Source organism: Cupriavidus sp. FW305-27 (genome assembly GCF_058787995.1).
The window spans coordinates 19,017-36,956 of record NZ_JBYTAG010000039.1; the positions used below are offsets into that span (position 1 = coordinate 19,017).

Below are 17,940 nucleotides of genomic sequence, written 5' to 3' on the forward strand. Positions count from 1 at the left end.
GTTTGTAATCGGCGACCGCAGAACGCAAACAACTCCGAATTCACTTAGGAATCAAAGAGTTAATATGCCATTGTACCAAGGATAAGCCGCTGCGGTGAAGCGGGGCGGGACCGGCCGGGGGGCCAGCTGTGCCCAAAAAGCCACGCTGGCGCTGCCCGTACTTGCCATCCCGTCCCGACTCACCGCAAAGCCTTATCAGTGGCCATTTTCCGGACACTTGCCCCGGCGACGCTGACGTTAATTCCCCAGGCGCCACGGGATGTCCGTGGCGCGCACCCTACAGTATGCCAGCCCCGAGGGGCCGACCCTTCAAAACGCCTTCCCGGGGGTCCCCGGGCATCGGCCATGCATCAGCCCTTGAGCGTTTGCTCCAGCACGTGCAGTTCATGGTTGAGCTGCGCGTCCTTGCTGCGTTCGTCGGCGATCTTGCGCACGGCATGCAGCACGGTGGTGTGGTCGCGGCCGCCAAAGAGCTCGCCGATTTCGGGCAGGCTCTTCTGCGTCAGCTCCTTGGCCAGGTACATCGCAATCTGGCGTGGCCGTGCAATATTGGCAGGGCGCTTTTTCGAATACATGTCAGCGACCTTGATGTTGTAGAAATCCGCGCAGGTCTTCTGGATGTTCTCCACGGAGATCTGGCGGTTCTGCACAGTCAGCAGGTCCTTGAGCGCTTCGCGCGTCACCTCGATGGTGATGTCCTTGCCGTGGAAGTTGCTGAACGCCAGGATCTTGCGCAGCGCGCCTTCCAGCTCACGCACGTTTGAGCGCAGGTGCTTGGCGACAAAGAAGGCAACCTCTTCGGGCACGTTGACGTTTTCTGCGGCGGCCTTCTTCATCAGAATGGCCACGCGCATTTCCAGCTCGGGCGGCTCGATGGCCACGGTCAGGCCCGAGTCGAAGCGCGAGATCAGGCGGTCGTCGATGCCGGAAATCTCTTTCGGATAGGTATCGCTGGTGATGATCACCTGCGCCCGGTTGGCAATCAGGGCCTCAAAGGCATAGAAGAACTCTTCCTGCGTGCGGTTCTTGCCGGAGAAGAACTGGATATCGTCGATCAGCAGCAGGTCCAGCGAGTGATAGTAGCGCTTGAACTCGTCGAACGCCTTGCGCTGGTACGCCTTGACCACGTCGGACACGTACTGCTCGGCGTGGATGTAGCGGATGCGCGCGCGCGGGTTCTCCAGCAACATGAAGTTGCCGATGGCGTGGATCAGGTGAGTCTTGCCGAGGCCCACGCCGCCATAGAGATACAGCGGGTTGTACGACTTGCCCGGGTTGTTGGCCACCTGGATGGCCGCGGCGCGGGCCAGCTGGTTGGCTTTACCAGTGACGAAGTTGTCAAAGGTCAGGATCGGGTTCAGGCGCGAGCGCTCATGCACCGTGTCGCTGGGCTGGTGGCCGGGCATCGGCGTGGCGCCGCCCATCTGCTGGTGCGGCTGCTGCTGGGGTTGCTGCGGCGGCGCGCGGTAGGAGCGGGCGCTGGCTTCGGCGGGGTCCATCTGGACCACGTCGATCTCACCCATGTCGGCGCCGTGCGGCTGGTGGCCGTGCTGGCCAGGGTGGGGCTGGCCGCGCGCACCGGCCGGGACCGGTGCGGCGGACGGCATGCCGGCCGGATTGCCCGGATTGCCATAGGGCGGTTGCCCCATGCCGTAGCCGGCCGGGCTGACCGGCTCGCCATAGCCATAGCCGGGCTGCTGGCCGGGCATGGCGAACGGCGGCTGGCCCATGGCCTGGCCGCCCATCGGCTGGGCGCCGGGATAGCCGCCCATGCCCGTACCCGGTGCTGCGTGGCCGTCCATGCCGCCCGGGCCCATGCCGGGCTGGGCCGGCTGCATATAGGCAGCGGCACGGCCCGACGCGGCGGGATCCAGCACGAACTGGACGCTGACCTGCGCCTCCCAGTACTCGCAGGCCAGTGCGGTGATGCGCCCCGAAAACTGGCTCTTGACCCAGTCCAGCTTGAAACGGTTGGGCGCGGCAATGCGCAGCGCGTGCGTTTCTTCATCGAACGCAACGGGCGCCAGCGGCTTGATCCACGTTTTGAACTGTTGCGGCGTCAGCTCGCGCTCTAGTTGCGCTGCTGCCGCCTGCCAGAAATCTTGCATTGTTTGTTTTTTGGTAATCGTACCCGGCCGCAAATCAGCGGTTCCCCCGGCACGCCACAAGCAGCATCTACGCCGCGCGATCCGGGCCATCCTTACCGTATTAGGAATCAATTCCGTTCGGTGAGGCCTCCGCGGCATGCCAATGCAGCAGCAAGCGAGCCTTCAGGCTCGCCGCACTGGCGTGCGTTCAGTCATGCGTTGCCGCGGTGGGGGCCCGGGTTGCGCCTGCGCCACGCAGCCCGTGTTGTGTTTGGACCCGGATTGTACCCCCGCCCCTGAGTTATCCACAAAGGATAAGTCTGTGGATAACTTGTGCAAATGCAGTGGATTTGTGTGCACAACCCTTGGTGCGATGCGGCTTTCCGGGGTGTGGAAACGGGGGAAATCTCAGGCAAAACAGGGACTTCGCCTGTGGATGGATGCGGTAGAGGTGGCCCTCGGGACACTTGCAGTTACCCACTGGCCTTTGTGGACAATGGCGCACCACGGGCCACAGACGGGTGTGGCAATTGTGCCGGTGCACATAGTCTTGCGCCTTGACATTGCCGCAGAAAATCGGTTAAATGCCGGGTTCTGCGATGCGGCAGGGGATCACGTATGCGCATCGCCGGGTCTGGCCTGTTCGTGCCGTCCTTGCTAACAGGTTAGCGACCTGCACATGCATAAACACGGCCGGCAGCAAGACAGAACCAGAATCGTCGGCAATCCCGCTGCAGTGTCTTGCCAGCGGCAGCCCCATGCGAACCATACGCGGCGGCCACGGCACCCCGGCACCGGCCGGTGTCAGGCGCGCCCAGATCAACCAGAGAGTGCAACATGAAACGTACCTACCAACCTTCCGTTACCCGCCGCAAGCGTACCCACGGCTTCCGTGTCCGCATGAAGACCCGCGGCGGCCGTGCCGTCATCAACGCACGCCGCGCCAAGGGCCGCAAGCGCCTGGCCATCTGAGGCCGGGGCGACTGGTATGACGGCGCGCACTGCGTTGCCGTCATGGCCTGACGCCTCACCTCAGGGACGGCCGGCAGCTTGCCGCAGGGCTCAGCTAGTTAGTCAGCAGTATCTCTCGCCAGCATTGCCCAGCGTGTCTGCCCATGCCTTCCCCAAAGCCGCAAGGCTGACAAAGACGGATGAGTTTTCATCCGTTTTTGCTTTGCGGCCCCGGCGTCGCAGCCCGCATTTCGTGCTCTATGTGCGCGCCAATGACCGGCCGGAAGGCCGCCTTGGCGTGGTGGTGGGCAAGAAGTTCGCGCCGCGCGCCGCTGAGCGCAACCTGGTGAAGCGCATGGCGCGCGAGCTGTTCCGCCAGCGCCGTGAGCACCTGGCCGGGCGCGACGTACTGCTGCGCCTGCAAGCCAGGTTCCCGCGCGCGGAATTTGCGACGCGCGCGGCGGTCAGACAGGCGTGCCTGGCGGAAATCACCAGCTTGCTGGAAATTGCCGCCAGGCCGCTGCCGCCACCGCCGGCGGCAAACCCCGCTCCGCCTGCGCCACCCAGCCAGGCACCGGGCCTTCCAGCCTGACCACCCCGCCATGAAGCCGATCCTGCTAGCCCTGCTGCGTATCTACAAGATCGCCCTGAGTCCTTACCTGGGCTCGCGTTGCCGCTTCCTGCCGACCTGTTCCGACTACGCCCGCGACGCCGTCATCCATCACGGCGCCGCGCGCGGCAGCTGGATGGCCGCCTGCCGGCTGTGCCGCTGCCATCCTTTCGCCCAAGGCGGGTATGATCCCGTGCCGGGCACGGAAGCTGACGACACTGCCAGGCCGGACACCCACGCGGGCCGTTCCGTCCATGCCGCCGCGGGCCATGCGCCTGTTGCGATCCGTCTGCCCAGACCCTGATTTCTCCGACCACAGCCAGACATGGATATCAAACGCACCATCCTCTGGGTCATCTTCTCGATGTCCCTCGTGCTGCTCTACGACAACTGGCAGCGCTCCCAAGGCCATGCGTCGATGTTCTTCCCGAGCACGACCCAACAGGCCGCCTCGGCGCCCGCCGCCAGCGGCGCTGCCGCGCAGGGCGACGTGCCCAAGGCCAACGTGGCGCCAGGCGCAGCGGGTACCGCTGCCCCGGCCGCGCCGCAGGCCGCGGCCCAGCCCACCGGCGAGAAGGTCGTGGTGACCACCGACACGGTGCGCGCCGAGATCGACACCGCCGGCGGCATCGTGTCGCGCCTGGAGCTGCTCAAGGAGCATGAGAAGGACGGCAAGCCGGTGGTGCTGTTCGAGCGTGACAACGTGCGCACCTACATGGCACGCTCGGGCCTGATCGGCGGCGACCTGCCCAACCACACCACGGTGTTCACCGCCGCCCCGGGCCCGCGCACGCTGGACGGCGCCGAGCAGCTGGAAGTGGCGCTGACCGCTGAGAAGAACGGCGTGAAGCTGGTCAAGACCTATGTGTTCCGCAAGGGCAGCTATGTGGTCGACACCAAGTTCGCGGTGACCAACGCGGGTGCCGCGCCGGTCTCGCCGACGCTGTACCTGGAACTGGCGCGCGACGGCAGCAAGGTCGAGCAGTCGCAGTTCTACAGCACCTTCACCGGCCCGGCCGTCTACACCGACGCCGACAAGTACCACAAGATCGACTTCGAAGACATCGCCAAGGGCAAGGCCACCGTGCCGGCCGCCGCCAACAATGGCTGGGTGGCGATGGTGCAGCATTACTTTGCCTCGGCCTGGATCCCGCAGACCGGCAAGGAGCACAGCTTCTACGTCCAGCAGATCGATCCGCACCTGTACCGCGTGGGCGTGCAGCAGCCGCTGGGTGAACTGGCCCCGGGCGCCACGGTGACCACCGATGCACGCCTGTTCGCCGGCCCGCAGGAAGAGCACATGCTCGAGAAGATCGCCCCGGGCCTGGAGCTGGTGAAGGACTATGGCTGGCTGACCATCCTGGCCAAGCCGCTGTTCTGGCTGCTGGAGAAGCTGCACGGCTTCCTGGGCAACTGGGGCTGGTCGATCATCGCGCTGACGGTGCTGATCAAGCTGGTGTTCTTCCCGCTGTCGGCGGCGAGCTACAAGTCCATGGGCAAGATGAAGGACCTGCAGCCGCGCATGACGTCGATCCGCGAGCGTTACAAGAACGACCCGCAGAAGATGAACCAGGAGATGATGGGGCTGTACAAGACCGAGAAGGTCAACCCGCTCGGCGGCTGCCTGCCCATCGTGATCCAGATCCCGGTGTTCATCGCGCTGTACTGGGTGCTGCTGTCGTCGGTGGAAATGCGCGGCGCGCCGTGGCTGGGCTGGATCCATGACCTGTCGGTGCCGGATCCGTTCTACATTCTGCCGATCGTGATGGCCGTGTCGATGTTCGTGCAGACCAAGCTGAACCCGACCCCGCCGGACCCGGTGCAGGCCAAGGTCATGATGATCATGCCGCTGGTGTTCTCGGTGATGTTCTTCTTCTTCCCGGCGGGCCTGGTGCTGTACTGGGTGGTGAACAACATCCTGTCGATCGCCCAGCAATGGCAGATCAACCGCATGCTCGGCAAGGGCAAGGCGGCAGTGGTGGCGAAGAGCTGAAGCTGTTGCAGGTTGCGGTAAGCAAGAAAGCCCGGCAGTGATGCCGGGCTTTTTGTTTGATGGATCGGGGCGCTGACAGCCATCACCCCTCGTTGATCACCGCCCGCCTATAGCGCAACCATGTCGAAATCCGCTTTCGCCATGCCGCAGTCCGGGCAGCTCCACTCCAGCGGGACCGCGCCCCACGGTGTGCCGGGCGCGATCCCGTGCTCGGGCATGCCGAGCGCTTCTTCATAAACGAATCCACAGATACGGCACTGCCAGATGGTCATGCGGCCCCCCGCAGCGAGGGCGCACGGGTGGAGACGCCGGCGGCGCGCGCGGTGTTTTCGATCTCTTCGACCAGCGGGGCGATGCGCGCCAGCTCGGCGCGGTTGTCGTCGTCCCACGGATGGAAGCCCGGGCGGAAGTAGCTGAGCCATTCCGGGATCATCTTGGGCAGCACGCCGGGCGAGGCCCACAAAAAGCGCAGCACGCCGCCAAACCCGGTCAGCTTGTTGCGGCAGCCCTTGTCGCCCATCACCAGCGCGATGTGGAACACGAACACCATGGCCCAGAACGTCACCGTGGTGGTCAGCATGGTGAAGGTGCGCAGGAAGTAGCGGTAGGGGCCGGGCTTCATCACCGTGTTCCAGACATCGTAGGCCACGGCCTTGTGCTCGGTTTCTTCCAGTGCGTGCCAGGTCCACACCTGCCGGTAGCCGGTCTCAGAGGCCGCGCCCATGTGGCGCTGATCCTGCAGCAGGCCGCCGGCCAGCATCGCGGTGTAGTGCTCCAGCGCGATGGTGTGGGCCAGCTGCCAGGACTTGGGCAGGATCTTGCGCAGCAGGTCCAGCAGCTTCCACACCGAGCGGTCCAGCGCCGCGGCGGGCAGGCCGGCGTCTTCCATCAGCCGGTTGTAGAGGATGTGCTCGCGCGTGTGCATCGCTTCCTGGCCGATAAAGCCGGCGATGGCGCGGCTCAGTCCGGGGTCTTTCACCTGGTCGCGGTAGTTGCGCACGCTGTCCATGAAGAAGCGCTCCCCGGCGGGGAAGAAGATCGACAGCGCGTTGATGAAATGGGTGACGTGACGGCCCCGTTCGTGCCAGTCGCTGATGCGTTCTGGCGGCAGGTGGGGATGCACGTCGCGGCGGACTGGCATCATGGCGGTCTCCTTGGGTGACGGCCGGCGCGTGTTGCGCCGGCGGGGATTTATTGGGCGGCCAGGAACGGCAGCAGGTCTGCGGCCACGCGTTGCGGGTCTTCTTCCATCGGCACATGGCCAAGCCCCGCGTAGCGGCGCAGCTGCGCGCCGGGGATGCGCTCGGTGAAGGCCTGCGCGTGCGCGGGCGGGATCCAGCGGTCGCGCTCGCCCCACAGCACCAGCGTGGGCGCGCGCACGCTGCCGAGCAGGTGGGTGTCAAGCTGGGCAAAGTCGAGCCTGGGCACCATCTTGCCGACGGCCTCGCGGCTGCCTTCGGCGTAGAAGAAATCGACGTAGCGGCGGAAGGTGGACTCCGGCACGCGTGAAGCATCGCCATAGACGTCGCGCGTGGCGGCGCGGATGATGAACTCCGGCAGCATCCACGGTGCCGACCAGCGCACCGGCGCATGGCGGAACAGGTCGATGTAGATCGGCAGCCGCATCGGGAAGCCGGCGGCGTCGATCAGCACCAGCTTGTCGACCGCATCGGGCCGGCGCACCGCCAGGTCCCACGCGATCAGCCCGCCCAGCGAGTTGCCGATGATGCTGGCGCGGCGCACGTTCACCGCGGCCAGGAAGGCATCGATGAAGTCGCGGTAGCGGTGCACGTCCATGGTTTCGATGCGGCCGCGCGCATCGCGCAGCGGCCCGGTCAGCCCGAACGGGGCGAGGTCCAGCCGCAGCACGCGATAGCGCTGCGCCAGCGCCGGCACGATCCCCTGCCACGTATGCAGCGAAGCGCCGAAGCCGTGGATCAGCACCAGGGTCTCGCCGTCGGCGGGGCCTTCGTCGGTGTAGTGCACCATCGCATCCAGCACGCGCACCCAGCGCGAGGCCGGCAGCGCATGGCGCTGCGCCAGCGTGGCGCGCGACAGGCTGAACAGCCCTACGCGGCCCTGCCCGAACCAGCGCGTCAGCGCCCCCGGTGGCGCCAGCAGCGCAGCATCCTGTTCGATCGCGAGCCGGTTCACGGGCGCTCTCCCTGGCCGACCGAGGCCGGTGACGCAACCGGGCCCAGATCGCGCTTGCGGCGCGTCTCGCGCACCACCAGCGACTGGTAGGCGGCGGGCAGCAGCCGCGCCATGGCATCGGCGGCGTAGGCGTCGGGTCCGATCAGCACGCGCCGGCGGTTGCGGCGCACGCCTTCCAGGATCACGCGCGCGGCCTTGTCGGGCGAGGTAATGAAGAATTTCTCGAACTCATCCTTGCCGTGCTGCGCGTCGCGCACCAGGAAGCCGTTGACGCTGGATGACACGCGGCTGGCCTGGGCGATATTAGTCTTGATGCCGCCCGGGTGCACGGTGGTGGCCGACACGCCGCAGTCCATCAGGTCCAGCTCCTGCCGCAGCGATTCGGTGAAGCCGCGCACCGCGTACTTGCTGGCGTTGTAGGCGCCCATGCCGGGCTGGGCGAAGATGCCGAAGATGCTCGACGTATTGACCACGTGGCCGTCGCCGCTGGCCTTCAGGTACGGCAGGAAGGCCTTGGTGCCGTAGACCACGCCCCAGAAGTTGATGCCCATGATCCATTCCAGGTCGTCGTAGCTCATGCCCTCGACGGTGCTGGACAGCGCCACGCCGGCGTTGTTGAAGATCAGGTTGATGCGGCCGTGGGCCTCGGCGGCCGCGGCGGCCCACGCGTAGACCGCGGCGCGGTCGGCCACATCCACGGTGTGCTGGGTGATGCGGGCCTGCGGTGCGGCGGCCATGGCCTGGGCCACGGTCTGCGCCAGCCCGGCCTCGTTGCGGTCTGACAGTGCCAGGTGGCAGCCCTGCCGTGCCAGCGCCACCGCCAGCGCGCGGCCGATGCCCGAGCCGGCGCCGGTGATCGCGGCAACCTTGTTGCGGAAGTCCTTCATGTCCGGTCTCCTTCCGGTGATGTCGTTCTTTTGGGTGTGAACCAGGGGGAATGCGTGTGCGTCAGGCACCAGCGACCGTGGCGATATCGGCCGACCCGGGCTGCATTGCGGTGTCGTCCGGCAATGCGCGCCGCACCGGGTACAGGTCGTAGTCGGTCATGCGAAAGCTCGCCGTGGCGCGGCGGAACTGCCAGGTGAAGCCCGGCCACAGCGTGGTGTTGCGGCCGCTGCGCGGGTCGATGTACCAGCTGGCGCAGCCGCCGGCGGACCAGATCGCATGGCCCAGCCGCGCCTGCAGCCGTTCGTTGAAGCGGCGCTGCACCGGCTCGCGCACGTCCACCGCCTGCACGCCTTCGCGGCGCATCTGCTGCAGGGCGTCCGCGATGTAGGCCACCTGCGACTCGATCATGAACACCATCGAGCTGTGGCCCAGGCCGGTATTGGGGCCGACCACGAAGAACAGGTTGGGGAAGCCCGCCACGGTGGTGCCCAGGTAGGCCTGCGCGCCGTCGCGCCAGGCATCGACCAGGTCCACGCCGTCAAGGCCGGAGATCACGCCGCGCGGCAGCGGGTCGGTGGCATGGAAGCCGGTGCCCAGGATGATGCAGTCGGCGGGCCGGCGCGTGCCGTCGCGCAGCACCACCGCGTCGCGCTCAACGCGGGCGATGCCGGTGGTGACCACGTCCACGTTGTCGCGCGTCAGCGCCGGGTAGTAGTCGTTGGAGATCAGCACGCGCTTGCAGCCGATGGTGTAGTCCGGCGTCAGCGTTGCGCGCAAGGCGGGGTCGCGCACCTGCCTGGCCAGATGGCGGCGCGCGACGCGCTCCACCACCTTCATGATCTTCGGATGCAGCACGAAGCCCAGCACGCGCGATTCCAGCATCCAGTAGATGCCGGTGCGCACCAGCGTCTGCGTGAACGGCAGGCGGCGGAACAGCCAGCGCTCGGTCGCGCTGACCTCGCGGTCCGGCTTGGGCATGATCCACGGCGGGGTGCGCTGGTACAGGTCCAGCTGCGCCACCTGGGGCGCGATCTGCGGCACGAACTGGATCGCGCTGGCGCCGGTGCCGATCACGGCCACGCGCTTGCCGGCGAGCGCATAGGCGTGGTTCCAGTGCTGCGAGTGGAAGCACTCGCCCTCGAACGAATCCAGCCCCGGGATATTGGGGTAGGAAGGCCGGCTCAGCCCGCCCATGCCGGAGACCAGCACGCGCGCCCGCACCACCTTGCCGTCTGCCATCTCCAGGCGCCACACCTGCGCGGCCTCGTCCCAGGCGGCGTGGCGCAGTTCATGGTGCAGCCGCAGGTGCGGGCGCAGGCCGAAGCGGTCGGTGCAGCCTTCCAGGTAGGCGCGGATCTCCGGCTGGGTCGAGAACATGCGCGACCAGTCGGGGTTCGGCGCGAATGAAAAGGAATACAGGTGCGACTGCACATCGCAGGCGCAGCCCGGGTAGTGGTTGTCGCGCCAGGTGCCGCCGACGGAGCCGGCCTTCTCGAAGATCAGGAAGTTGCGCTCGCCGCGTTCGCGCAGCTGTATCGCCATGCCGAGGCCGGCAAAGCCACTGCCGATGATGGCAATGTCTGTGTGCTCAAGGGCAGGGGATGCCTGCTGCGGCAGCTCCGCGGGTGCATTCATGGGCGCTCCTCACCGTTCACAGTGTTTATTGTGACATTGATGGATGTCATCGTAGGAAGCGCAGGGCAGGTGGTCAATGCCGTGAGTTGAAGGATGGTTCTAATTTTTGGGGATTTCCAGCGGCGTTTCGCGCACATAAAACAAGGCGATGCCACCCCGCAGGCGCTTGCGCCGTGGGATTCGGTCGTGTGTTTGAAACCGGGAGATTTTTTTCAGGCTTCGCGGATCACGAAAGCGTGGCCGCAACATTCAGGCGCTAGGCGGCCTGTCCCTTGCGGCGCCAGCCGTGCGGCGTTTCACCGGTCCAGCGCTTGAAGGCGTGGGTGAAGGCACTCTGCTCGGAATAGCCGAGCCGCATCGCGCACTGCGCCAGGCTGATGCCGGGATCGGCAAGATACTGCTCCGCCAGCGCGCGCCGCACGTTATCCACAAGCTGTGAATAACTGATGCCCTGCGCCTGCAGCCGCCGCTGCAGGGTGCGCACGGGCAGGCTCAGGTGCGCGGCCACGTCGGCAATCGGCAGTTCGCCCTGCGGCAGCCGCCCGCTGATATAGGCACGCGCCTGCGCCAAGGCGTCGGCCCCGGCCGGCGCGATCTGCTGCAGCTGGGTATCGGCGATGCGCGTCATCTGCGCCTGCATGCCCGCGTCGGCCTGCAGCGACGGCAGGTCCAGCAAGGCCCGTTCGATATGCATGGCATGGCGCGCGGCGTTGAAGACCACGGGGCAGCCGAACACCTCGGCATGCAGGCGGGTATCAGCGGGCGCGGGATGCGGGAATTCCACCTGGGTGGCCACGTGCTGCTCACCGATCAGCCAGCGCGCGAACACCACCCAGGTTGCCATGTGCAGCTCATGCGCATGGCGCGACAGCGGGCCATGCCGGGCTTCCCAGGTCATGCAGGCGGCATGCGGCGTTTCGATCAGGCGGGTGCCGCCGATATCGTTGGCCAGCACCTCATAGCGGATGCCTTGCAGGATGGCGTCGCGCACGGTGGGCGTGGTCAGCACCACGTAGCCCATCTCGGCATAGTGGCGCGGCGCGAAGGCGGCGCCGGCGCGCAGGCCGACATCGGGATCGCCGGTGACCTGCTCCAGCCAGTCGAGCAGGGCCAGGTAGGCGGCACCGGGAATGCGCGTGGCGGTCTGCGCACCGGTGGCATGCAGCAGCTCGGGCGGCACGCCGACGGCGCGCAGCTGTTCGGCCGGGGCAATGCCCTGGCGCGCGCCGTGGTCGAGCACGGCGCGGAGGTAGGCGAGCGAGACGGTGCCCAATGCGGTGCCCGCTTGCGTACCACTGGCACCGCCGTCGGGCTGGTTGGCGCGTGGCATCAATTCACCTGTCGTGCGGGATCAAGACCGGGCACCGATCTTTATCCATACTCCGGGTAGCGTCAATGCGGGCCTGCCCCCGCCTGAATACAAGAGACCGACGCAAGGAGACAACATGGCCCCCAATCATCCACACCGCCGTGCGGATGCCGATGCCGAGGCGCTGCACGCGCTGACGCGGCGCGGCTTCCTGAAAGTCGGCCTCGGCTTCTCGGCCGCGCTGGCCTGTACCGCGCTGGTGCCGTCGCTGGCCGGCTGCTCATCGGCCCATCCCGCGCCGCAGGCCGGCATGACCTGGCTGCGACCGGAAGACGTGGCGATGTTGCGCGCGCTGCTGCCGGCCATCGTCACCGAGCTGGCCGAAGCGCCGCCGCCGCGGCGCGCGGCCCTGGAGCAGGACGCGCTGCGCAATATCGACGCGACCTGCGCCGCGATGGGCGCGGGCGCGCAAGCCGAGCTGCGCAAGCTGTTCGGACTGCTTGCCAGCATGCCGCTGCGCTGGGCGCTGACCGGCATCCGCCAGGACTGGAGCGCGGCCACGCCCACGCAGGTGCAGGCCTTCCTGGCGCGCTGGCGCGCCAGCCGCCTGGCCACGCTCAATGCCGGCGCGGTGGTGCTGGTCAAGCTCATCAGCGTGAGCTACTACGTGTTGCCGGCCGCATGGGCGGGCAGCGGCTATCCCGGCCCGAACGCGGCCGTCTACAAGGCGCTGCACGCCTGATCCCCGACATGGCCATCGACAATCTCTACGACGCCGGCATCGCCGCCGGCTGGAAGGTACTGGACGCTGCCACCTTCACCACCACGCGCACGCTCGATGCCGACGTCGTCATCGTCGGCAGCGGCGCGGGCGGCGGCATCAGCGCCGAGGCGCTCAGCCGCGCGGGCCTGCGCGTGGTGCTGCTGGAAGAGGGGGCGCTGCGCACCTCGGACAGCTTCCGCGACATGGACGAGAACCGCGCCTATCGCGAGCTGTACCAGGAGGCCGCGGCCCGCACCACGGCCGACGGCGCCATCGCCATCCTGCAGGGCCGCTCCGTCGGCGGCAGCACCACGGTCAACTGGTCGTCGAGCTTCCGCACGCCGCCGCAGACGCTGGCGCACTGGGCCACGCATCACGCCGTCACCGGCCACAGCGAGGCCGACATGGCGCCGTGGTTCAGGAAAGTGGAAGAGCGCCTGGGCATCGCGCCATGGGCGATGGCGCCCAATCCCAACAACGACGTGCTCAAGCGCGGCTGCGAGACGCTGGGCTGGGAATGGCACGTGATCCCGCGCAATGTGAAGGGCTGCTGGAACTCCGGCTATTGCGGGCTGGGCTGCCCGGTCAATGCCAAGCAGTCGATGCTGGTATCGACCATCCCCGCGGCACTGGCCAGCGGTGCGACGCTGGTGCACCGCGTGCGTGTGCGCACGCTGGACCATGACGGCAAGCGCGTGCAGTCGGTCACCGGCGAGGCGCTGGGCGCCGATGGCTACACGCCCACCGGCGTCGGCGTGATCGTGCGGGCCAGGCACTTCATCGCCGCCGGCGGCGCCATCAACACGCCGGCGCTGCTGCTGCGCTCGCGCGTGCCGGACCCTCATGAGCGGCTGGGACTACGCACGTTTATCCATCCGGTGAATATCAGCATCGCAAAAATGCCGGAGCGCATTGATCCTTATTATGGCGCACCGCAGTCGATCGCTTCCGACCACTTCCAGTGGAAGGACGGTGCGACCGGGCCGATGGGCTACAAGCTGGAGGTGCCGCCGCTGTTCCCCGGCATCAGCGCGGGCGTGGTCAACGGCGTGGGCGAGGCGCTGCGCCGCGACATGGCGCAACTGCCCCATACCAACGCCATGCTGGCACTGCTGCGCGACGGCTTCGTGCCAGCGAGCGCGGGCGGGCGCGTGCGGCTGGCGCCCGACGGCAGCCCGCTGCTGGACTATGAGATGAGCGACTACGCCTGGGACGGCGTGCGGCGCGCGTGGCTGAGCATGGCGCAGGCGCAGTTTGCCGCCGGCGCGGAGCGGGTGCGGCCCGCCCACCTGGACGCCGCCGAGTACCGCAGCTGGCCCGAGGCGCGCGACGCCATCGCGCAGCTGCCGCTCAAGCCGTTCCGCACCGCACTGTTCACCGCGCACCTGATGGGCGGCTGCGGCATGAGCGACGATGCGCGCGGCGGCGTGGTGGACAGCCATGGCAACCACCACCAGCTGGCCAACCTGTCGGTGTTCGACGGCTCGGTGTTCCCGACCAGCGTGGGGGCCAATCCCCAATTGTCGGTGTTCGCGCTGACGGCGCAGAATGCGCACGCGCTGGCACGGAGCCTCACGTCATGAGGTATTGGCCGCGCAAGCCTGCAATGTCCTGCATTGCAGGCATCCGGCATGCCTGCTTCATGCAGGTTGCCGGCGACATTGTTGTGCGATTCCCCACACCAGTGGCGCAATTAGAATGTCCACTCCAATTCAGGTCTTGTGAAACGCTCGAAGCGGTGGATAGGCTTCGTACAGCTGTTTCAAGCATCCGTATGCCGTCAGAGCAGGGAGCGGAACAGCGTAGCAAATTGCTAAGGGGTTTAAGGCAGCAACGAAGAGAGACGCCCCCATGAAGACCGGCAAAAGCTCGGCAGGAGACACCAAGGCCCGGATTCTCGACGCCACGGAAAAGTTGTTTACCGAGGTCGGCTATGAAGCCACCTCGCTCAGGCAGGTCACGTCGCGCGCCATCGTCAACCTGGCCGCCGTGAACTACCACTTCCGCAGCAAAGACATCATGATGCACGCCGTGCTGAGCCGGCGGCTGGATCCGCTCAACGCGCGGCGCCTGGCGCTGCTTGATGCGTGCGAAGCGCGCTGGCCCGGCAACAGCATCCGCTGCGAGCACGTGATGGGCGCGCTGTTCGTGCCCGCGCTGCAAATGGCACGCGACCCGTCGGTGGGCGGGCCGTCGTTCCTGCGGCTGCTCGGGCGCGTGTATTCGGATACCTCGCCCTTTATCCAGCAATACCTGCTGGAGCACTACGCCCCGGTGTACGGGCGCTTCTTCGACGCCTTCTCGCGCGCCATTCCGGCGCTGCCGCGGCATGAGCTCGGCTGGCGCCTGCAGTTTGCGCTCAAGGCACTGGCCGGCGTGCTGGCCGGCGAAGAGCTCACCAGCCTGCTGCCGGTGTTCACGCAGGGCCGGCAGATGAGCGATGCGCACGTGCTGGCCCAGCTCACCGCCATGGTGGAAGCCGTGCTGAACGTGGCGCAACCCAGTGCGGACGACTTCTCGGCCCTGCAGTCGGTGTTCGAGCTTGGCGAGCAGCAGCAGGCCAGGGAGCGCGCCAGCAGGCTGGCCGCGGCGCAGTCTGCCGATGAACTGAGTGCCAGTTGCGCCGCGATGGCGGCAACCATGGGCGATGCGGCCAGCCAGACCGCCGCCGCCCTCGGCAAGGCCTGCATCAGCGCACGCACCGTGCGCAATGAGGGCACCAAACGCTCAGCCGTGACCAGCATGCCGGTCCGCGCGCGCGAGCAAACCGTGAGCTTCCCCAGCAACCCGCTGGATGACTGGATGCGAATGCGCACCAGGACATAGCGGCGCGCGCCGCACCCGGTTACCTCCGGGCCGGCGCCACCGCCCTCACGCAAAAACTGAACCGTCGATCCATCCAGCGAGGCCACGCACAGGCCCCGCGGACCCCGTGCGCCTTATCGGATTTTCCAAGGGCGCGGCGGTGGCCCCGTTCGCCCTGCGCTGCCCGCGCTCCGCCTCCTGGCGGACATCTTGAGGAGGAAGCTGCCATGTCGATCCAACCGCTTTACCTTGCCGCCGTCGCCGGTGCCGTCATCGGACTGCTGGCTGCGCCACTGGCCATGCCCCCGGTGGCCATGGCCCAGACGGCCACAACCACCGCCGCCGCGGGCACGGGCTATGACGGCCAGACATCCGCACAGCAAGCCGCACTGTTCTCGCGCCAGGTCGCCAGCGGCGAACTCGCGCGGCTGTCCGATGAGCAGGTGCTGGCCGTGTTCCACGCGCTGCAGCCGGACGCGCTGCTGAAATGGGCCCGTGCCGAGATGAACCGCTATCCCGAGTACGAGTACTGGATGTCGCGCCAGGAACGGCTCAACAACCAGTGGCAGGACCAGCCCGCCAGGATGCAAATCCGCTACCGCCACCAGCCGCGCCAGCTCTATGCCAAGTGGCTGCCCGGCGGCGCGCAGTCGGGACAGGAAATCATCTACGACGAGACCCGCCGCAAGGACGAGATGTACGGCCACCTGGGCGGCGTGCTGGGCTTTACCTCGATGTGGATTGCGCTGGACGGCACGCTGGCGCGTTCGCAGTCCAACCACACCGTGCGCGACCTGGGCTTCCAGTTCGTGCTGTCGATGCTGGAGCGCGACGCCAGGTCCCTGCGTGCCGCCGGCCTGTCCGAGAAGTACGGCAAGGCCGAGATCGTGCAGGAGCAGGGCGTGCGCATGGTGGCGCTGACCTGGGACCTGCCGGCCGGCGCGCCGCAGTACTACGCCAAGAAGGTGCAGCTGATGCTGGACCTGAAGCATCCGTATATCCGCGTGGAAACCGCCTGGGATGCCGACGGCAACATGGTCGAGAAGATCGTGTTCGACAAGCTGGTGCGCAAGACCTTCGAGGCCTCGGCGTTCGATCCGGCCAATCCTGACTATCGCTTCTGAGATGCGGCAAAGCGGCGCGCACCGTGCGTTTGAATCGGTGGCTGCGCCGCTTTGCCGCGCAGTCCGTGCAACACCCGCAATCCACCGCCACGTGCGGCATGCACGCCAGGCGCGCCTGTTTGGAACGGCCGCTCTATTGACGCAAAAACACGTGAGCGGCGAGAGTCGCCGCACCCGGGAGGGATCCGGCCGCAGAGCCGGACACCAGATCCAGAACCAGGGGTCGCCAAGAAGAAATCAGGAGACAGGCAATGACCATGTCGATGCTTCGACGCAGCACTTTGGTTTTGACAGGGGTGAGCCTTGCCGCGGCGCTGGCCGGCTGCAGTGGCGGCGGCGGCGATGAAGAGGCGCCGCGCGCCGGCACGCAGGCACCGCAATGCGCTGACACGGGCACGTGCCCCGCGCAGGGGCCGGTCACCATCGGCGGCCCGCCGGGGTCGTTGTGCCCGGCGGCACTGGACTACAGCACCACCTTCACCGGCGGCTCCGGCGCGGGCGAACTGGTGAAGCTGCGCTTCGACACCGCGGCCCGCACCTACCAGCTTGAGATCATCGAGTCGCCGGTGCCCAAGCAACCCGGCAGCGTCAGCCCGACGCGCGCGGGCGTGACTTTCACCGGCACCTTCGCCAACCTGACCTCGCTGCCGACCGCCGAGCAGAACCGCTGCGCAGTCGCGCTGCAGACGGCCACCGCATCCGACGGCACCTCGCAGGCCAATATCGACAGCGCCAGGCCGCCGGTGATCTTCCTGGGCAATGGCGTTGCCGGCGGCGGCATCCCCGGTGCCACCATCTCCTATCCGGGCGTGCTCGGGCTGGGTGCGATCCCGGCCACCACGTTCCCGTTCTACCCGGTGCTGGCATTCGCACAGACCGAGACCGACTTCACCAGGGTGGCCGGCAGCTACAACCTGCTGGGCTACCACCAGGTGCCGTCCGGCGGCTCGCTGACTTCGTCGAGCCACTTCACGCCCGCGACCGCGCAGACCACCGAGACGCTGAACGCCGACGGCAGCTGCACGGCCGCGGCCGGCAGCTGCCTCAGCACCGGCAACAGCTGGAAGCTGCGCAGCGCCGACGGTGCCTTCGAAAGCAGCAATGCCGATGGCAGCCGCCGTTACCCGTCGTTCCAGAGTGCAGCCATCACCAGCAACAACGCCAGCCGCGCCAAGGGGCTGATGGTGGTGGGCAAGCTCAACGGCGCGCTGGTGCCGCTGCTGGTGCGCACCGGCTACGCGCAGATCTCGCTGCTGCCACTGACGGTCAATGTCGACGACGAATCGGGGCTGGCACTGATGGCGCCGGCGAAGGCACTGGCCAGCGGCCAGCTTGACGGCGGCTATATCGGCTCGGGCAGCGACTTTGTCTACACCGCCTCGCTGGTCAAGGGCGCGCGCGTGGAGCTGCTGGACCCGATGACGATGAACCAGACCGGTGCCTTCCAGCTCGACTTCACGCAGAACGCGCCGGGAATGATCGCCACCACCGACAACAGCGGCACCACCGGTGCGCTGATTGCCAGCGGGCGCGTGTTCAGCCACCTGTCCGGCACCGGCAGCGCCAGCCCGACCTTCCGCGTCGGCGTGCTGGCAGCACCCTGAGTCCACCAAGAACACAC

16 protein-coding genes are annotated in these 17,940 nt (G+C 67.3%); 9 read left to right on the forward strand and 7 right to left on the reverse strand.

Annotated elements, in window-relative coordinates; genetic code table 11:
• Window positions 1-350 precede the first annotated feature (350 nt).
• Window positions 351-2,108, reverse strand: coding sequence for a chromosomal replication initiator protein DnaA (gene dnaA / locus AC3WRI_RS19290; RefSeq protein WP_492293821.1), 1,758 nt, complete (start codon window positions 2,106-2,108; stop codon window positions 351-353).
• A gap of 816 nt (window positions 2,109-2,924) precedes the next feature.
• Here dnaA and rpmH point away from each other — a divergent pair.
• From rpmH to yidC, 4 genes are all read left to right on the forward strand, one after another.
• Window positions 2,925-3,059, forward strand: coding sequence for a 50S ribosomal protein L34 (rpmH, locus tag AC3WRI_RS19295; protein ID WP_008650850.1), 135 nt, complete (start codon window positions 2,925-2,927; stop codon window positions 3,057-3,059).
• A gap of 133 nt (window positions 3,060-3,192) precedes the next feature.
• On the forward strand, window positions 3,193-3,630 hold the full coding sequence (gene rnpA, locus AC3WRI_RS19300) for a ribonuclease P protein component (protein WP_136227835.1): 438 nt from the start codon (window positions 3,193-3,195) through the stop codon (window positions 3,628-3,630).
• Window positions 3,631-3,640: 10 nt separating this feature from the next.
• Window positions 3,641-3,952: a membrane protein insertion efficiency factor YidD gene (gene yidD, locus AC3WRI_RS19305; protein WP_010811372.1), complete on the forward strand. Its 312-nt coding sequence runs from the start codon at window positions 3,641-3,643 to the stop codon at window positions 3,950-3,952.
• 21 nt (window positions 3,953-3,973) lie between these two features.
• Window positions 3,974-5,641 (forward strand): membrane protein insertase YidC, encoded by a 1,668-nt coding sequence (gene yidC / locus AC3WRI_RS19310; RefSeq protein ID WP_011616294.1) that lies wholly within the window; start codon window positions 3,974-3,976, stop codon window positions 5,639-5,641.
• Window positions 5,642-5,748: 107 nt separating this feature from the next.
• On the opposite strand, the gene AC3WRI_RS19315 is transcribed toward yidC, so the two are convergent.
• The 6 genes from AC3WRI_RS19315 to AC3WRI_RS19340 all read right to left on the reverse strand — a co-directional run bounded on the left by AC3WRI_RS19315 (window position 5,749) and on the right by AC3WRI_RS19340 (window position 11,648).
• Window positions 5,749-5,913: a rubredoxin gene (locus AC3WRI_RS19315; protein WP_035817912.1), complete on the reverse strand. Its 165-nt coding sequence runs from the start codon at window positions 5,911-5,913 to the stop codon at window positions 5,749-5,751.
• On the reverse strand, window positions 5,910-6,785 hold the full coding sequence (locus tag AC3WRI_RS19320; protein ID WP_011616293.1) for a metal-dependent hydrolase: 876 nt from the start codon (window positions 6,783-6,785) through the stop codon (window positions 5,910-5,912). The genes AC3WRI_RS19315 and AC3WRI_RS19320 overlap by 4 nt, the downstream gene beginning before the upstream one ends.
• Before the next feature lie 47 nt (window positions 6,786-6,832).
• On the reverse strand, window positions 6,833-7,795 hold the full coding sequence (locus AC3WRI_RS19325) for an alpha/beta fold hydrolase (RefSeq protein WP_211980480.1): 963 nt from the start codon (window positions 7,793-7,795) through the stop codon (window positions 6,833-6,835).
• Window positions 7,792-8,682, reverse strand: a complete 891-nt coding sequence (locus AC3WRI_RS19330) for an SDR family NAD(P)-dependent oxidoreductase (protein WP_492293823.1) — start codon at window positions 8,680-8,682, stop codon at window positions 7,792-7,794. Before AC3WRI_RS19330 ends, AC3WRI_RS19325 begins: the two co-directional genes overlap by 4 nt.
• A gap of 61 nt (window positions 8,683-8,743) precedes the next feature.
• Entirely contained in the window at window positions 8,744-10,318 is a 1,575-nt protein-coding gene (locus tag AC3WRI_RS19335) for a flavin-containing monooxygenase (RefSeq protein WP_492293825.1), read from the reverse strand.
• A 256-nt stretch (window positions 10,319-10,574) separates the two neighbouring features.
• Window positions 10,575-11,648 (reverse strand): AraC family transcriptional regulator, encoded by a 1,074-nt coding sequence (locus AC3WRI_RS19340; RefSeq protein WP_011616289.1) that lies wholly within the window; start codon window positions 11,646-11,648, stop codon window positions 10,575-10,577.
• Between the two features lie 115 nt (window positions 11,649-11,763).
• On the opposite strand from AC3WRI_RS19340, the gene AC3WRI_RS19345 reads away from it, so the two are divergent.
• The 5 genes from AC3WRI_RS19345 to AC3WRI_RS19365 all read left to right on the forward strand — a co-directional run bounded on the left by AC3WRI_RS19345 (window position 11,764) and on the right by AC3WRI_RS19365 (window position 17,923).
• The gene (locus AC3WRI_RS19345) at window positions 11,764-12,369 is read left to right on the forward strand and encodes a hypothetical protein (protein ID WP_011616288.1); all 606 of its coding nucleotides are present in this window, start codon (window positions 11,764-11,766) and stop codon (window positions 12,367-12,369) included.
• Window positions 12,370-12,377: 8 nt separating this feature from the next.
• On the forward strand, window positions 12,378-13,973 hold the full coding sequence (locus tag AC3WRI_RS19350) for a GMC family oxidoreductase (protein WP_492293827.1): 1,596 nt from the start codon (window positions 12,378-12,380) through the stop codon (window positions 13,971-13,973).
• Window positions 13,974-14,241: 268 nt separating this feature from the next.
• Entirely contained in the window at window positions 14,242-15,216 is a 975-nt protein-coding gene (locus tag AC3WRI_RS19355) for a TetR/AcrR family transcriptional regulator (protein WP_492293829.1), read from the forward strand.
• Window positions 15,217-15,422: 206 nt separating this feature from the next.
• Window positions 15,423-16,319, forward strand: coding sequence for a DUF1571 domain-containing protein (locus tag AC3WRI_RS19360; RefSeq protein ID WP_492293830.1), 897 nt, complete (start codon window positions 15,423-15,425; stop codon window positions 16,317-16,319).
• A 251-nt stretch (window positions 16,320-16,570) separates the two neighbouring features.
• On the forward strand, window positions 16,571-17,923 hold the full coding sequence (locus tag AC3WRI_RS19365) for a DUF2957 domain-containing protein (protein WP_492293832.1): 1,353 nt from the start codon (window positions 16,571-16,573) through the stop codon (window positions 17,921-17,923).
• Window positions 17,924-17,940: the final 17 nt, after the last annotated feature.

What these genes read in the sequence shown, in the direction of transcription:
- yidD (WP_010811372.1), top strand. Translation starts at nt 3,641, where the DNA reads ATGAAGCCGATCCTGCTAGCCCTGCTGCGTATCTACAAGATCGCCCTG.
- AC3WRI_RS19350 (WP_492293827.1), top strand. Translation starts at nt 12,378, where the DNA reads ATGGCCATCGACAATCTCTACGACGCCGGCATCGCCGCCGGCTGGAAG.
- AC3WRI_RS19360 (WP_492293830.1), top strand. Translation starts at nt 15,423, where the DNA reads ATGTCGATCCAACCGCTTTACCTTGCCGCCGTCGCCGGTGCCGTCATC.
- AC3WRI_RS19315 (WP_035817912.1), bottom strand. Translation starts at nt 5,913, where the DNA reads ATGACCATCTGGCAGTGCCGTATCTGTGGATTCGTTTATGAAGAAGCG.
- AC3WRI_RS19355 (WP_492293829.1), top strand. Translation starts at nt 14,242, where the DNA reads ATGAAGACCGGCAAAAGCTCGGCAGGAGACACCAAGGCCCGGATTCTC.
- rpmH (WP_008650850.1), top strand. Translation starts at nt 2,925, where the DNA reads ATGAAACGTACCTACCAACCTTCCGTTACCCGCCGCAAGCGTACCCAC.
- AC3WRI_RS19340 (WP_011616289.1), bottom strand. Translation starts at nt 11,648, where the DNA reads ATGCCACGCGCCAACCAGCCCGACGGCGGTGCCAGTGGTACGCAAGCG.
- AC3WRI_RS19320 (WP_011616293.1), bottom strand. Translation starts at nt 6,785, where the DNA reads ATGATGCCAGTCCGCCGCGACGTGCATCCCCACCTGCCGCCAGAACGC.
- AC3WRI_RS19330 (WP_492293823.1), bottom strand. Translation starts at nt 8,682, where the DNA reads ATGAAGGACTTCCGCAACAAGGTTGCCGCGATCACCGGCGCCGGCTCG.
- AC3WRI_RS19345 (WP_011616288.1), top strand. Translation starts at nt 11,764, where the DNA reads ATGGCCCCCAATCATCCACACCGCCGTGCGGATGCCGATGCCGAGGCG.
- AC3WRI_RS19335 (WP_492293825.1), bottom strand. Translation starts at nt 10,318, where the DNA reads ATGAATGCACCCGCGGAGCTGCCGCAGCAGGCATCCCCTGCCCTTGAG.
- dnaA (WP_492293821.1), bottom strand. Translation starts at nt 2,108, where the DNA reads ATGCAAGATTTCTGGCAGGCGGCAGCAGCGCAACTAGAGCGCGAGCTG.
- yidC (WP_011616294.1), top strand. Translation starts at nt 3,974, where the DNA reads ATGGATATCAAACGCACCATCCTCTGGGTCATCTTCTCGATGTCCCTC.
- AC3WRI_RS19365 (WP_492293832.1), top strand. Translation starts at nt 16,571, where the DNA reads ATGACCATGTCGATGCTTCGACGCAGCACTTTGGTTTTGACAGGGGTG.